The sequence below is a fragment of the Rhodococcus sp. UNC363MFTsu5.1 genome, assembly GCF_000686785.1.
Classification (GTDB): domain Bacteria; phylum Actinomycetota; class Actinomycetes; order Mycobacteriales; family Mycobacteriaceae; genus Rhodococcus_G; species Rhodococcus_G maanshanensis.
In genome coordinates this window covers 52723-66448 of sequence record NZ_JMLO01000001.1, presented here as the reverse complement: position 1 = coordinate 66448, position 13726 = coordinate 52723, and the positions used below count along the sequence as shown (strand labels likewise).

General features: G+C 71.5%; 12 protein-coding genes. 3 read left to right on the top strand and 9 right to left on the bottom strand.

All coding sequences use genetic code 11. The annotated features are described in order from the left end of the window. Positions 1 to 5: 5 nt before the first annotated feature. The 9 genes from BR31_RS0100350 to BR31_RS0100310 form a co-directional block, all read right to left on the bottom strand. The gene (locus BR31_RS0100350) at positions 6 to 560 is read right to left on the bottom strand and encodes a dihydrofolate reductase family protein (protein ID WP_027499183.1); all 555 of its coding nucleotides are present in this window, start codon (positions 558 to 560) and stop codon (positions 6 to 8) included. 21 nt (positions 561 to 581) lie between these two features. Beyond that, positions 582 to 2675: an NAD-dependent DNA ligase LigA gene (gene ligA / locus BR31_RS0100345; RefSeq protein WP_027499182.1), complete on the bottom strand. Its 2094-nt coding sequence runs from the start codon at positions 2673 to 2675 to the stop codon at positions 582 to 584. A gap of 99 nt (positions 2676 to 2774) precedes the next feature. Then, positions 2775 to 3797: a methionine synthase gene (locus BR31_RS0100340; protein ID WP_027499181.1), complete on the bottom strand. Its 1023-nt coding sequence runs from the start codon at positions 3795 to 3797 to the stop codon at positions 2775 to 2777. Further along, positions 3794 to 4882 carry a tRNA 2-thiouridine(34) synthase MnmA gene (gene mnmA, locus BR31_RS0100335; RefSeq protein WP_027499180.1) on the bottom strand — a complete coding sequence of 363 codons (1089 nt, stop codon included), beginning with the start codon at positions 4880 to 4882 and terminating at the stop codon, positions 3794 to 3796. Before mnmA ends, BR31_RS0100340 begins: the two co-directional genes overlap by 4 nt. Beyond that, positions 4882 to 6141: a cysteine desulfurase family protein gene (locus BR31_RS0100330; protein ID WP_027499179.1), complete on the bottom strand. Its 1260-nt coding sequence runs from the start codon at positions 6139 to 6141 to the stop codon at positions 4882 to 4884. The genes mnmA and BR31_RS0100330 overlap by 1 nt, the downstream gene beginning before the upstream one ends. Before the next feature lie 64 nt (positions 6142 to 6205). Further along, the gene (locus BR31_RS0100325; RefSeq protein WP_027499178.1) at positions 6206 to 7069 is read right to left on the bottom strand and encodes a lysophospholipid acyltransferase family protein; all 864 of its coding nucleotides are present in this window, start codon (positions 7067 to 7069) and stop codon (positions 6206 to 6208) included. Beyond that, complete coding sequence (locus BR31_RS0100320; RefSeq protein WP_027499177.1) at positions 7066 to 7881, bottom strand: GNAT family N-acetyltransferase; 816 nt, start codon at positions 7879 to 7881, stop codon at positions 7066 to 7068. The genes BR31_RS0100325 and BR31_RS0100320 overlap by 4 nt, the downstream gene beginning before the upstream one ends. A gap of 128 nt (positions 7882 to 8009) precedes the next feature. Beyond that, positions 8010 to 8966 carry an electron transfer flavoprotein subunit alpha/FixB family protein gene (locus tag BR31_RS0100315; protein ID WP_027499176.1) on the bottom strand — a complete coding sequence of 319 codons (957 nt, stop codon included), beginning with the start codon at positions 8964 to 8966 and terminating at the stop codon, positions 8010 to 8012. Positions 8967 to 9010: 44 nt separating this feature from the next. After that, positions 9011 to 9811: an electron transfer flavoprotein subunit beta/FixA family protein gene (locus BR31_RS0100310; protein WP_027499175.1), complete on the bottom strand. Its 801-nt coding sequence runs from the start codon at positions 9809 to 9811 to the stop codon at positions 9011 to 9013. Positions 9812 to 10055: 244 nt separating this feature from the next. Between BR31_RS0100310 and BR31_RS0100305 the strand changes: the two genes are divergently transcribed. The 3 genes from BR31_RS0100305 to BR31_RS0100295 are packed head-to-tail and all read left to right on the top strand — an operon-like array spanning position 10056 to position 13698. Beyond that, the gene (locus BR31_RS0100305; RefSeq protein WP_037175147.1) at positions 10056 to 10895 is read left to right on the top strand and encodes a class I SAM-dependent methyltransferase; all 840 of its coding nucleotides are present in this window, start codon (positions 10056 to 10058) and stop codon (positions 10893 to 10895) included. A gap of 32 nt (positions 10896 to 10927) precedes the next feature. Then, positions 10928 to 12457 (top strand): 1,4-alpha-glucan branching protein domain-containing protein, encoded by a 1530-nt coding sequence (locus BR31_RS0100300; RefSeq protein ID WP_037175284.1) that lies wholly within the window; start codon positions 10928 to 10930, stop codon positions 12455 to 12457. Beyond that, the gene (locus BR31_RS0100295) at positions 12454 to 13698 is read left to right on the top strand and encodes a glycosyltransferase family 4 protein (RefSeq protein WP_027499172.1); all 1245 of its coding nucleotides are present in this window, start codon (positions 12454 to 12456) and stop codon (positions 13696 to 13698) included. Before BR31_RS0100300 ends, BR31_RS0100295 begins: the two co-directional genes overlap by 4 nt. Positions 13699 to 13726 lie beyond the last annotated feature (28 nt).

Here is a 13726-nt window from a genome sequence, read left to right as displayed (position 1 = left end):
TGCGGCTAGCGCGTTCGGTAGTGCAGGAACATCGTCCCGCCCCGGAACCGGTGTTCGTCGACCAACTCCAGGTCCAGGCGAACATCCTGCGGCAGCACCGGGGTGCCGCCGCCCACCACGGACGGGACCAGGTACAGCTGCACGTCGTCGACGAGTCCCGCCCGGATCGCGCAGGCGGCGAGGCAGGGGCCGCCGATCGACAGGTCGCGCGGCGAGGACGCCTTCAACGCACGGATCGCCGCGGGATCGAACTCCCGCTCGAGCCGGGTGCGGGAGGTCGACACCGCCTGCAGGGTGGTGGAATACACGATCTTGTCGGCGGACCGCCACAGCTCGGCAAAGTCATCCGCTGTGCCAGGGGCCGCGTTGCCGACCGCCGACTCCCAGACGGCCATCACCTCGTACATGCGGCGCCCGAAGAGGTAGGTGCCGATCGGTCGCTCGCGGTCGTTGACGAAGCCGTGCACCTCGTCGTCCGGCGCGGCCCAGTCGAAATCGCCGTCGCGGTCCGCGACGTAACCGTCGAGCGAACAGATCGACGAGTAGATCAACGCGCCCATGTCGTCCTCCCGCTGTGCCGGCTATCCGGCCGTGTCGACGTCGCCCTCCCCGCCTGCCGGCGTCACCGCGTCCGGGCCGCCCTCGAGCAGCAGCCGGAACCCGTCCTCGTCCAGCACCGGCACCCCGAGCTCGATCGCCTTGTCGTGCTTGGAACCCGGAGCCTCGCCCACCACCACGAACGCGGTCTTCTTAGACACCGAGCCCGCGGCCTTGCCACCGCGGATCAGGATGGCCTCCTTGGCGCCGTCGCGGGTGAACCCGACCAGCGATCCGGTGACCACGATCGACAGGCCCTCGAGGTTGCGCTCGATCGACTCGTCGCGGGCGTCCTCCATCGACACCCCTGCGGCGCGCCACTTCTCGACGATCTCGCGATGCCAATCCACCGCGAACCATTCGACGACGGCGGCGGCGATGGTGCCGCCGACGCCGTCCACGGCCGCCAGTTCCTCCACCGAGGCGCTCTCGATCCGCTCGAGGCTGCCGAACTCGGAGGCCAATGCCCGGGCCGCGGTGGGCCCGACGTGCCGGATGGACAGCGCCACCAGCACGCGCCACAGCGGCTTGTCCTTGGCCGAGTGCAGGTTGTCGAGCAGCCTGCGCCCGTTCGCCGACAGCGCCCCCGCCTTGGTGGTGAACAGCGAGGTCTTCATCAGATCATCGGCGGTGAGCGAGAACAGGTCGCCCTCGTCGGTGATCACGCCGGACTTGAGCAGCTCGGTCGCCGCCTCGTAGCCGAGCACCTCGATGTCGAAGGCGCCGCGACCCGACACGTGAAAGACCCTCTCCCGCAACTGGGCCGGGCAGGACCGCTGGTTCGGGCACCGGATGTCCGCGTCGCCCTCCTTCGCAGGCGCCAGCTCGGTGCCGCACTCGGGGCAGTGCGTCGGCATCACGAACTCGCGCTCGTCCCCGGTGCGCACATCGACCACGGGGCCGAGCACCTCGGGGATCACCTCGCCCGCCTTCCTGATGACCACCATGTCGCCGATCAGCACGCCCTTGCGCTTGACCTCGGATCCGTTGTGCAGCGTCGCGAGCGAGACCGTGGAACCGGCCACCGTCACCGGCTCCATGTAGGCGAACGGGGTGACCCGGCCGGTGCGGCCAACGCTGACGCGGATGTCGAGCAGCCGGGTGGTGGCCTCCTCCGGCGGGTACTTGTACGCGATGGCCCAGCGCGGGGCCCTCGAGGTGGACCCGAGGCGCCGGTGCAGGGCCATCTCGTCGACCTTGACCACCAGGCCGTCGATCTCGTGCTCCACGTCGTGGCGGTGCTCGTCCCAGTACGCGACCCTCGCCACCACCTCGTCGACACCCCGCACCCGCGCGGTGTGCGTCGACACCGGCAGCCCCCAGGCCGCAAGCGCGGTGTAGGCGTCGTGCTGGGAGGCGGGCGCAAAACCCTCGATCCGGCCGAGCCCGTGGCAGATCATGCCGAGCCGCCGCTTGGCCGTGACCGCCGGGTTCTTCTGCCGCAGTGATCCGGCGGCCGAGTTGCGGGGATTGGCGAACGGCGCCTTGCCCTCCGCGACCAGTGACGCGTTGAGCGCCTCGAAGTCCTCTAGCCGGAAGAACACTTCGCCTCGGACCTCGAGCAGCGCCGGGATCGGGAACTCGTCGCTCGGCGTCAGCACGTGCGGGATCTCCTCGATCGTGCGCGCGTTGAGGGTGACGTCCTCGCCGGTGCGGCCGTCGCCGCGGGTGGCGCCGCGCACCAGCCTGCCGTTCTCGTACACCAGGTTCAGCGCGACACCGTCGATCTTCACCTCGCACAGGTAGTGCAGGTCGGAACCGGCGTCGGCCTCAACCCGCCGCACCCAGGCGCGCAGCTCCTCCTCGTCGAAGACATTGTCCAGGCTCAGCATTCGTTCGAGGTGGTCGACCGCGGTGAACTCGGTGGCGAACCCGCCGCCGACGAGCTGGGTGGGCGAATCGGGAGTGCGCAGGTCGGGCCGGGACTCCTCGAGCGCGATCAGCCGGTTCAGCAGGGCGTCGAACTCCCCGTCGGAGATGATCGGAGAGTCCCGCACGTAGTAGCGGAACTGATGCTCGCGCACCTCCTCCGCGAGCCGCTGCCATTCGTCGCGTTCGTCGGAGGTGGCCGCTGACAGTGCTGCTTCGGACCCCTTGGCTGCGTTCTCGTCCACGCCGGAAGGTTATCGCAGGAGGCAGACAACACCGCCGCTCGAGCGGGCCGCCGCTGGTCCGATTCAGTCGAACTCGGCGCCGTCCGCGAATGCCCTCGTCAGCTCGGCGGCTCGGCGCAACGCCGTCCGCGCCCACTCCGGGCTCGCGCCAGCGAGACCGCAGCGCGGCGTCACCGTCACCTGTGTGGCGAGGACCGATCGCGGGAACCCCAGCCGGTCGACGAGTGTCACCGCGGGCTCGGCGAGTTCGCGCCAGCCGGGCGCGGGCTCGGCGCCGAGGGTCGGCACCAGCCCCAGTGCCAGCGCGATGCCGTCCTCGAGCAGTTCGCCGACCCCGTCGAGGTCCGCGACCGTCAGCTCGCTCAAGTCGAGTCCGATCATCGCGGCCCCGCTGCGACGCAGCAGCGCAAGCGGCAGACCGGCCGCGCAGGAGTGCACGAGCACCGGCGACTCCAGCCGGTCGATCACCGACGAGAGGACGGCGAGCGCCTCCGGTTCCGGCATCGCGCGAGGGGTCTGCAGGATCGAGACGCCCGCCAGCGAACCGGCCAGCACCGCGGGCAGTCCGGGCTCGTCGAGCTGGACCACGACGGGAGAGCCGAGCCTGCGGGCCACTTCCGCGACGTGCACGCTCAGCCCCTCGGCCAGCGATTCGGCGAGGTCGCGCAGCGCGCCCGCGTCGGTGAGCACGCGGTGCCCGCCGGACAACTCGACCTGCGCGGCCAGGGTCAGCGGCCCGACGGACTGGACCTTCACCGGCTGATCGGTGCCCCTGCGCCCGGCGACCTCCCACGCCTCCTCGAGCGCGTCCAGGTCGCGCCGGAGCAGGTCGCGGGCACGACGGGTCACCGCGCCGGGACGCTGCGCGAGCCGGTAGGCGGTAGTGGAGGTGTCCAGCGGCAGGTCGACCAGCAGCGCGGCCGCGCGGCCGATCATGTCGGCGCCGACCCCGCGGTCGGGCAGTTCCACCAGGTGCGGCAGCGCGGGCAGCTCGCCGACCACGATGGCGGCGGCCTCCCGCGGATCGGTGCCGGGCCAGGAACCGACGCCGGTCGCGACGCCGACCGGGATGGACGGTGCCGTCACCGACGGTCCGTGCCGGTGCCGACGATGGTGCCGCTGCCGAGGACCTCGTCGCCCGCGGGGTCGGGCCGGTACAGCACGATGGCCTGCCCCCTCGCGACGCCGGTCAGCGGCTCACGCAGCTGCACGTCCAGTCCGCCGTCGACCGGAACGACCACGGCCTCGGCCAATCCGCCGTGCGCCCGGACCTGCACCACGCACTCGACCGGCCCCTGCGGCGCCACGCCGGAGGTCCAGATCGCGCGCTCGGCCGCGATCGACCAGACCTGCAGGCGCTCGGCCGAGCCGACGGTGACGGTGCCGGTCTCGGGCTCGATCGCGGTGACATAGCGCGGCTTGCCGTCGGCCGCCGGGCCCTGCACGCCCAGTCCCTTGCGCTGGCCGATGGTGAACCCGTGCACGCCCTCGTGATCGGCGAGCACCTCACCGGAGTCCGCGTCGACGACCTTGCCGGGCCGGATCCCGATCTTGGCGCCGAGGAAGGCCCGGGTGTCCCCGGACGGGATGAAGCAGATGTCGTGGCTGTCGGGCTTGTCCGCGACCGCGAGCCCGCGCTCGGCGGCCTCGGCGCGGATCTGCGGCTTCGGGGTGTCGCCGACCGGGAACATCGCCCGGGAGAGCTGCTCGGCGGTGAGCACGCCGAGGACGTACGACTGGTCCTTGTCGGCGTCGACCGCGCGGCGCAGCACGCCGTCCTCCAGGCGCGCGTAGTGACCGGTCGCGACCGCGTCGAAACCGAGCGCGATCGCGCGGTCCGCGAGGGCGGCGAACTTGATCTTCTCGTTGCAGCGCAGGCAGGGGTTCGGCGTCTCCCCCGCGGCGTAGGACTCGATGAAGTCCTCGATCACGTCTTCCTTGAAGCGGTCCGCGAAATCCCATACGTAGAAAGGGATCCCGAGGATGTCGGCGGCGCGGCGCGCGTCCCCGGCGTCCTCCTTGGAGCAGCAACCGCGCGATCCGGTGCGCAGCGTCCCCGGCGCCGTGGACAGTGCCAGGTGCACGCCGACCACATCGTGTCCGGCGGCGACCGCACGCGCCGCCGCCACCGCGGAGTCCACTCCACCACTCATCGCCGCAAGTACCCGCATCAGCGTGCCCCTCCCCTGGCCCCTGCGCCTGCCAGACCGGCCATCCTGGCCCGCTCGACCACCTGCGGCAGTGCCGCGATCAATGCATCGACGTCGGCGTCGGTCGAGGTGTGTCCCAACGAGAACCGCAGCGATCCGCGCGCCACGGTCGGGTCGACGCCCATCGCGATCAGCACGTGGCTGGCGCTGGCGACCCCGGCCGTGCACGCCGATCCGGTCGAGCACTCGATCCCCGCCGCGTCGAGCAGCATCAGCAGCGAATCGCCCTCGCAGCCGGGAAAGGTGAAGTGCGCGTTGCCGGGCAGGCGCTGATCGCCGACCGGACCGTTCAGCACCGCATTCGGCACGGCCGCGCGCACCCCGGCGATCAGCCGCTCACGCAGACGGATCAGCTCGGAGGAGCGAGAATCCATGTCCGACACCGTCTTCCGCAGTGCGGTTGCCATCGACACCACCGCCGCGGTGTCCAGGGTGCCCGCCCGCAGGTCGCGCTCGTGGCCACCGCCGTGCAGCAGCGGCGCGCACGGCACCTGGCGGCCGAGCAACAGCGCTCCAGTGCCCTGCGGTCCGCCGAACTTGTGCGCCGCGATGCTGAGCGCGGAAAGCCCGCTGGCCGCGAAGTCCACCGGCAGCTGCGCAACGGCCTGCACCGCGTCGCTGTGGATCGGGACGTCGAATTCGGACGCGACGGCGGCGAGTTCGGCGATCGCCATGATCGAACCGACCTCGTTGTTCGCCCACATGACGGTGACGAGGGCGACCTCGTCGGCGCTCGCCGCCAGCTCGACGCGCAACGCATCGGGGTCGATGCGGCCCAGCCGGTCCACCGGCAGCCAGGTGACCTCGGCGCGCTCGTGCTCCACCAGCCACTCGACCGCGTCGAGCACGGCATGGTGCTCGACTGCGCCTGCGATGATCCGGCGGCGGCGCGGGTCGGCGTCACGGCGGGCCCAGTAGATGCCCTTGACGGCCAGGTTGTCGCTCTCGGTTCCCCCGGAGGTGAAGATGACCTCCGACGGCCGCGCGCCGAGATCGGCCGCGATGGACTCCCGTGCCTCTTCCACCCGGCGGCGGGCCGCGCGGCCCGAACCGTGCAGCGAGGACGCGTTGCCCACCGTGGCGAGCACCGCGGTCATCGACTCGATGGCCTCCGGCAGCATCGGTGTCGTCGCGGCGTGATCGAGGTAGACCTGGGATGGCGCGCTGGACCGCAGGGTGGCGTCACTGCGGTCGGAGGAGCTCGGGTGGGGCGATGTCATGACCTGACCAGGATAGCCCGTCGCCCTGAGGGCACTGCGACCGCGACTGTGCTGGTAGGCCCGCTCACGCCGCCGCGGTCTGACGGTCCTCCATGCTGTCGAGGATGTCCTGCACGGTCAGGTCCGCGCCGACGATCGCGCGCGCCGCTCGCTCGCAGCGCCGCGCCAACTCCCTGCGGTCGGTGCCCGGCTCCTCCAGCGGCGCGAGCAGCACCTCCACGTCGAGCCTGCGCAGGCCGATCGTCCGGCGCAGCGACCCCGCCAGCGTCTGGTCCCCGACGAAGCAGGCCGTGGTGTCCAGCCGCCCGTCGGGGGTGCAGTACCTGATCCCCACCGGCTGCACCAGTGCTCCTGCCTCGACCGCGGACTGGAACAGGGCGGGGCGGAAGCTGCCGTAGGCACGACCGCACCAGGTGGTGCCCTCCGGGAAGGCCACCACGCGCCCGCCCGCCCGCAGCCGCTCCGCGGCCTCGTCGACCGCGCCGGGCAGCTCGGACAGCCTCGCCCGGTCGATCGGGATGATCCGCATCCGCCGCGCCAACGTCCCGAGCAGCGGCCATTCCAGCAGGTCCGCCCTTGCCACGAAGTCGGCGGGCCCGAGCGCGCTGAGCACGAGCACGTCCGCCCAGGAGACGTGCCCCGCCACCACCAGCACTCCCCGTTCCCCCGGCTCGAGGTCGAGGCCGCGCTCGTCGCGCACCCGCAGCCGCACCCCCAGCCCGCGCAGCGCCGCCCGCGAGTAGCCGCGCTGCAGCGAGCGGCGCCAGGATCCGGGCAGGACCCCACCCGCCAGCAGGACGGGCAACGAGAGCACCATCGCCGCGAGCATCGCACACCGAGCGGCCACCCGGGCCAGGCCCGCCCGCTCCGTCGCGCTGGGCAGGCAGCCGTCGCCGCAGGGGCTCGAGGGCATCCAGTCGTGCGTCATCGGACGATCATCGGGACCGCGGCGGCCGCCGAGCGCAGCCGGCCGAGGTAGCGCTCGTCGGCCTCGGCCATGCCGAGCAGGGCCACGAAGTCGGCGACGCCGAAGTCAGGGTCGTGGGCGGGCTCCCCGCAGATCGAGGCGCCGAGTCGCAGGTACCCGCGCAGCAGCGGTGGCAGCACCGTGCGGGCGGGCGGCGCGATCTCGTCGAGGTCGGGCACCGGCCGCAGCGGGCGCACGCGGAGGTCAGGGGCGGTGGCGTGCGCGGCGAGCAGTCGGTCGCGGACCCCGCGCACGTTCGCGCCGGGCAGATCGCTCGGCCGGGCCTGCATCGGCACCGACACGCAGCCCATGGCCCAGCGGTAGCCGGTGAGCTCCAGGTAGTTGAGGATGCCAGCCCACATCAGGCCGAGGACCGAACCGGAACGGTGGTCGGGATGCACGCAGGCCCGGCCCATCTCGACGAGCTGCGGGCGGAGCGGGTCGAGCGCGGCGAGGTCGAACTCGGTGGCGGTGTAGAGCCCGCCCGCGGCGATGGCGGCGTCCGGGGTCAGCATCCGGTAGCAGCCGACGACCTCGTCGGCCAGCTCGTCGCGCACCAGCAGGTGATCGCAGTACTCGTCGAAGTGGTCGGCGTCGAGACCGTCGGAGATGCCGCGGACCGCGCCTTCGAAGCCCGGTTCGGAGGCGAACACCTGGTATCGCAGCCGCTGCGCTGCCACCCGGTGCTCGCGGTCCGAGGACAGCAGCAGGGTGTATCTGGGGACGGTGGTGACGCTCGGGCAATCGTTGATGAGGACCGGCGTTGTCGTCATGCCCGAAGAGTCACCGAGCCGGGCGGCCACCCGGCATCAGGTCGGTGTCGTGTCGATGCAACTTCGGTGAACACGACGGCGGCCCCGCTCCCAACCAAGGAACGGGGCCGCCGAAAGGTGACGCGGGATCAGCCCTTGTGAGCCTTGACCGCCTCGGTGAGCTGCGGTGCGACGTTGAACAGGTCGCCGACGACGCCGTAGTCCGCGATCTCGAAGATCGGGGCCTCTTCGTCCTTGTTGACGGCGACGATGGTCTTCGACGTCTGCATGCCGGCGCGGTGCTGGATGGCGCCGGAGATGCCGAGCGCGATGTACAGCTGCGGGGAGACCGTCTTACCGGTCTGACCGACCTGGAACTGGCCCGGGTAGTAGCCCGAGTCCACGGCGGCGCGCGAGGCACCGACCGCGGCGCCGAGCGAGTCGGCGAGCTCCTCGACCACGCTGAACTTGTCGGCGCTGCCGACGCCACGGCCACCGGAGACCACGACGGAGGCCTCGGTGAGCTCGGGGCGGTCGCCACCGACGATCGGCTGACGCGAGGTCACCTTGACGGCGCTCTCGTCCTGAGCCGGCACCTCGACGGTGACCTGCTCGGCGGCACCGGCCTGCGGCTGGGCCTCGACGGCACCCGGGCGAACCGAGATGACCGGGACCTCGCCGTTGGCCTTGGCCTCGACGGTGAACGCGCCACCGAAGATCGAGTGCACGGCGCTGCCGTCGGCCTTGACCTCGATGACGTCGGTGAGCAGGCCGGAACCGATCCGCGCGGCCAGACGTCCGGAGACCTCTTTGCCCTCGGTGGTGGCGGCGGTGATCACGGCGGCCGGACCGGCGGACTCGACCAGGGCGGCGAGGACGTCGACCTTCGGGGTGATCAGGTAGCCGTCGATGTCATCGGACTCGGCGACGTAGATCTTCGCGGCGCCCGCGGCGGCGAGCGCCTCGGCGAGCTTGGCCGCGGTTCCGGCCGGGCCCGCGACGACCGCGGCCGGCTCGCCGAGCGCGCGCGCTGCGGTGATGAGCTCGGTGCTGACCTTCTTGAGCGCACCCTCGGCGTGCTCGACGAGCACAAGTACTTCTGCCATTGCTGTCTTCTCCTACGTGTGGGTCTGCTGGTTGAGGGGCGCGATCAGATGATCTTCTGGCCGACGAGGTAAGCGGCGATCTTGCTGCCGCCATCGCCCTCGTCGGTGACGCGCTCGCCAGCGGTACGCGGGGGCTTGGGGGTGGACGCGGTGACGGTGGTGCCCGCGTTCGCGACGCCAACGGTCTCCGGGTCGACGCCGAGGTCGGCGAGGGTGAGGACCGAGACTTCCTTCTTCTTCGCGGCCATGATGCCCTTGAAGGACGGGAAGCGCGGCTCGTTGATCTTCTCGGTGACCGAGACGATGGCGGGCAGCGTGGCCTCGAGGCCGAAGATGCCCTCGTCGGTCTCGCGCTCGCCGGTGACCTTGCCCTCGGCGACGGTGAGCTTGCGCAGCTGGGTGAGCTGCGGGATGCCGAGGTACTCCGCGATGATGGCCGGAACGGCGCCGACGCGGCCGTCGGTGGCCTCGTTACCGGCGATGATCAGGTCGGCCGGCTCCTCGTTCTCGAAGCCGATCTGGCCGAGCGCTGCGGCCAGCGTCCAGCCGGTCTGGATGGCGTCGGAGCCGTGCAGGGCCGGGTCGTTGATGTGAACGGCCTTGTCGGCACCCATGGACAGCGCCTTGCGGATGGCATCGGTGGCGCGGTCCGGGCCGGCGGACAGCACGGTCACCTCGCCCCCCTGCGCCTCCTTGATGAGCAGGGCCTCCTCGACCGCGCGCTCGTTGATCTCGTCGAGCACGGCGTCCGCGGCCTCGCGGTCCAGCGTGAAGTCACCATCGGTGAGCTTGCGCTCGGACCAGGTGTCAGGAACCTGCTTGATCAAAACGACGATGTTCGTCATGGGTCTTCGTCGACCTCCTGTGTATTTCTGCCTGATGATCGAGAGCAGCTCCACGTCGAGGAGGAGCGCTCGCGTAACCGTCTCGTTCGCACGTCGGGTGTGCGTCAGATTACCCCATGTTAAGTTACCCGTTAGTAACTTGGGTGGGAAACCTCGTCCACCATAACGGCCAGGAGGATCATTCATGCCTGTGATGTGGACCACCCCGACCAGTTCTGACACCGAGGGCACTAACCTCCCAACGGTGAGCGATTCATCTGTCTCGACCCCGGCCATGTCCGTCGACGCCGACAACCACGCGACGGCTGCCGAGGCGACCCCGCAGCCGAGCGAAGCGACCCTGCCGCTGACCGGCGAGCGCACCGTCCCCGGCGTGCCCGAGGAGAACTACTGGTTCCGCCGTCACGAGGTGGTGTACCGGCAGCTGCTCGAGCGCTGCGCAGGCCGCGTCGTTCTGGAGGCCGGGTCCGGAGAAGGCTACGGCGCCAACATGATTGCCGATGTCGCCGACAAGGTCATCGGGCTGGACTACGACACCTCCGCCGTCGAGCACGTGCGGGCCCGCTACCCGCGCATCGACATGCGTCAGGGCAACCTCGCCGACCTCCCGCTGTCCGACGCCAGCGTCGGGATCGTCGTCAACTTCCAGGTGATCGAGCACCTGTGGGACCAGGCCCAGTTCCTGGCCGAGTGCTACCGCGTGCTGACCCCCGGCGGCGAGCTGCTGATCAGCACCCCGAACCGGATCACCTTCTCCCCCGGCCGGGACACCCCGCTCAACCCGTTCCACACCCGCGAGCTCAACGCCGCCGAGATGACCGAACTCCTCGAGGAGGCGGGCTTCGTCGTCGACCTGATGACCGGCGTGCACCACGGCCCCCGCCTGCGCGAGCTCGACGCCAAGCACGGCGGCTCCTTCATCGACGCCCAGATCGACCGCGCGCTGGCGGGCGAGCCGTGGCCCGCGGACCTCGTCGCCGACGTCGAGGCCATCACCGTGGACGACTTCGTGCTCACCGAACCCGACATCGACGCCAGCCTCGATCTGGTCGCCATCGCACGGAAGCCGGCGGTGTCGGGGTGAACAAACCGACAGGAGTCGCGCAGGAACCGGGCATGTTCTGCCTGGTCCTGCACTCACACCTGCCGTGGCTGGCGAACCACGGCCGGTGGCCCGTCGGCGAGGAATGGCTCTACCAGTCCTGGGCGGCCACCTACCTGCCGGTGGCCCGCGTGCTGCGCACGCTCGCCGCGGAAGGCCGCACCCGACTGCTCAGCCTCGGCATCACCCCGGTGCTGGCGGCCCAGCTCGACGACCCGCACTGCCTTGCCGGGATGCACCACTGGCTGGGCAACTGGCAGCTGCGCGCCCACGAGGCCGCGGGCATGCGCGACCAGGCGCACCGCGACCTCGGCGCCCGCGAGCACCGGCTCGCCGCGGAGGCGCTGACCGACTTCGAGGAGCGCTGGGCGCACGGCGGCTCGCCGGTGCTGCGCGGGCTCGTCGACGCCGACGCCATCGAACTCCTCGGCGGACCGCTTGCCCATCCGTTCCAGCCGCTGCTGCATCCGCGGCTGCGCTCGTTCCAGCTCACCGAGGGCCTCGCCGACGCCGAGGCACGTTGGGGCACAAAGCCCTCCGGGATCTGGGCGCCCGAGTGCGGCTACACACCCGGGATGGAGCGGGAGTACGCCGCCGCCGGCGTGCAGCACTTCATGGTGGACGGCCCGTCGCTGCGCGGGGACACCTCCCTCGGCCGCCCGGTCCGCGAATCCGACGTGGTGGCCTTCGGCCGCGACCTGCAGGTCTCCTACCGGGTGTGGTCGCCGAAATCGGGCTACCCGGGCGACGGCGCCTACCGCGACTTCCACACCTACGACCACGACACCGGGCTCAAGCCCGCACGGGTCACCGGCCGCACCGTCGACTCCAAGGACAAGGCGCCGTACGACCCCGAGCTCGCGGCCGCCGCCATCGACCGGCACGTCGCGGACTTCGTCGACACGGTCAGGTCGCGGATGCGCTCGGAGAGCGAACGCATCGGCAGGCCCGCGCTCGTGGTGGCCGCGTTCGACACCGAGCTGTTCGGGCACTGGTGGTTCGAGGGCCCGCAGTGGCTGGAGAAGGTCCTGCGCGCACTGCCGGAGGCGGGGATCCCGGTCGGCACCCTCGCCGATGCCAGGGCGGCCGGCTTCGTCGGCGAACCCGTCCAGCTCACCGACTCCTCCTGGGGCAGCGGCAAGGATTGGCGGGTCTGGGCGGGCGACCAGGTCGCCGACCTGGTCCAGCTGAACGCCGAGGTGGTGCAGACCGCGCTGGACGCGGTGGACAAGGCCCGCGGCGCGCAGCGCGCGCCCGGCCGGCCGGAGCTGCGGGATCGGGTCAACGACCAGATCCTGCGCGAGGCCATCATGACCGTGCAGAGCGACTGGGCGTTCATGGTCAGCAAGGACTCCGCGGCGGGGTACGCCCGCGACCGAGCGCACCTGCACGCCCACGCCACCAGGGAGATCGCGGGCGCCGTCGCCGCAGGCCACCTCGACCGGGCGCGGCAACTGGCCGACGGCTGGAACCACGCCGACGGGCTGTTCCCCTCGCTGGACGCCCGGCGACTCCCCGACGAAGCGATCGGTGGTCCCGCATGAAGGTCCTGATGGTGTCCTGGGAGTACCCGCCGGTTGTCGTCGGCGGGCTCGGCAGGCACGTGCACCACCTGGCCACCGAGCTGGTGCAGGCAGGCCACGAGGTGGTCGTGCTCTCGCGGCGCCCGACCGGCACCGACGCGTCCACCCACCCGACCATCACCCACATCTCGGAGGGCGTGCTGGTGGTGGCGGTCGCCGAGGACCCGGCGCACTTCGTGTTCGGCGAGGACATGCTGGCCTGGACCCTCGCGATGGGACACGCCATGGTGCGCGCGGGCGTCGCGCTCGGCAAGCCCGGCCTCGGCGACGGCTGGCAGCCCGACGTCGTGCACGCGCACGACTGGCTGGTCGCGCACCCCGCCATCGCGCTGGCCGAGTACTTCGACGTGCCGCTGGTCTCCACGCTGCACGCCACCGAGGCAGGCAGGCACAGCGGCTGGATCTCCGGGACGATCAACCGTCAGGTGCACTCCGTGGAGTGGTGGCTGGCCAACGAGTCGGACTCGATCATCACCTGCTCGGCGTCGATGGAGGAGGAGGTCACCGAGCTCTACGGCCCGCAGTTGCCGCCGATCACGGTGATCCGCAACGGGATCGACGTCACCACCTGGAACTACCGGGAACGCGCGCCCCGCTCCGGCCCGCCGCGGCTGCTGTTCGTCGGCAGGCTCGAGTACGAGAAGGGCGTGCAGGACATCATCGCCGCGCTGCCCCGGATCCGTCGTAGCCATCCGGGCACCACCCTGGCCGTCGCGGGCGAGGGCACCCAGTTCGAGTGGCTGCAGCAGGAGGCACGCTCCAACCGGGTCCTGCGCTCGGTGACCTTCCTCGGCAGCCTCGACCACACCGAGCTGCTCGGCTGGCTGCACGCGGCGGACGCGATCGTGCTGCCCAGCCGGTACGAGCCGTTCGGCATCATCGCGCTCGAGGCGGCGGCGGCGGGCACCCCGCTGGTCACCTCCACCGCGGGCGGGCTCGGCGAGGCCGTTGTCGACGGCGTCACCGGTATGTCGTTCCTGCCAGGCGACGTCGAAGGACTGACGTCGGCGGTACGTGAGGTGCTCGACGACCCCGCGGCCGCGCAGCGGCGGGCGGAAGCAGCCAGGGAACGGCTCACCGCCGACTTCGACTGGCACAGCGTCGCGGTCGACACCGCGCAGGTCTACCTGAGCGCCAAGCGTCGGGTGCGACACCCGTTGGCACGCCCCGACATCCCCCAGCGGCCGCTGCCCGGCCGGTAGGCGGCTCCGCCGCCTGTGAGTCCTTCTG

Bases quoted from the DNA above. Each gene is read 5' to 3' on its own strand.
- BR31_RS0100350 (WP_027499183.1), bottom strand. From the start codon at position 560: ATGGGCGCGTTGATCTACTCGTCGATCTGTTCGCTCGACGGTTACGTC.
- mnmA (WP_027499180.1), bottom strand. From the start codon at position 4,882: ATGCGGGTACTTGCGGCGATGAGTGGTGGAGTGGACTCCGCGGTGGCG.
- BR31_RS0100330 (WP_027499179.1), bottom strand. From the start codon at position 6,141: ATGACATCGCCCCACCCGAGCTCCTCCGACCGCAGTGACGCCACCCTG.
- BR31_RS0100325 (WP_027499178.1), bottom strand. From the start codon at position 7,069: ATGACGCACGACTGGATGCCCTCGAGCCCCTGCGGCGACGGCTGCCTG.
- BR31_RS0100320 (WP_027499177.1), bottom strand. From the start codon at position 7,881: ATGACGACAACGCCGGTCCTCATCAACGATTGCCCGAGCGTCACCACC.
- BR31_RS0100315 (WP_027499176.1), bottom strand. From the start codon at position 8,966: ATGGCAGAAGTACTTGTGCTCGTCGAGCACGCCGAGGGTGCGCTCAAG.
- BR31_RS0100310 (WP_027499175.1), bottom strand. From the start codon at position 9,811: ATGACGAACATCGTCGTTTTGATCAAGCAGGTTCCTGACACCTGGTCC.
- BR31_RS0100300 (WP_037175284.1), top strand. From the start codon at position 10,928: ATGTTCTGCCTGGTCCTGCACTCACACCTGCCGTGGCTGGCGAACCAC.
- BR31_RS0100295 (WP_027499172.1), top strand. From the start codon at position 12,454: ATGAAGGTCCTGATGGTGTCCTGGGAGTACCCGCCGGTTGTCGTCGGC.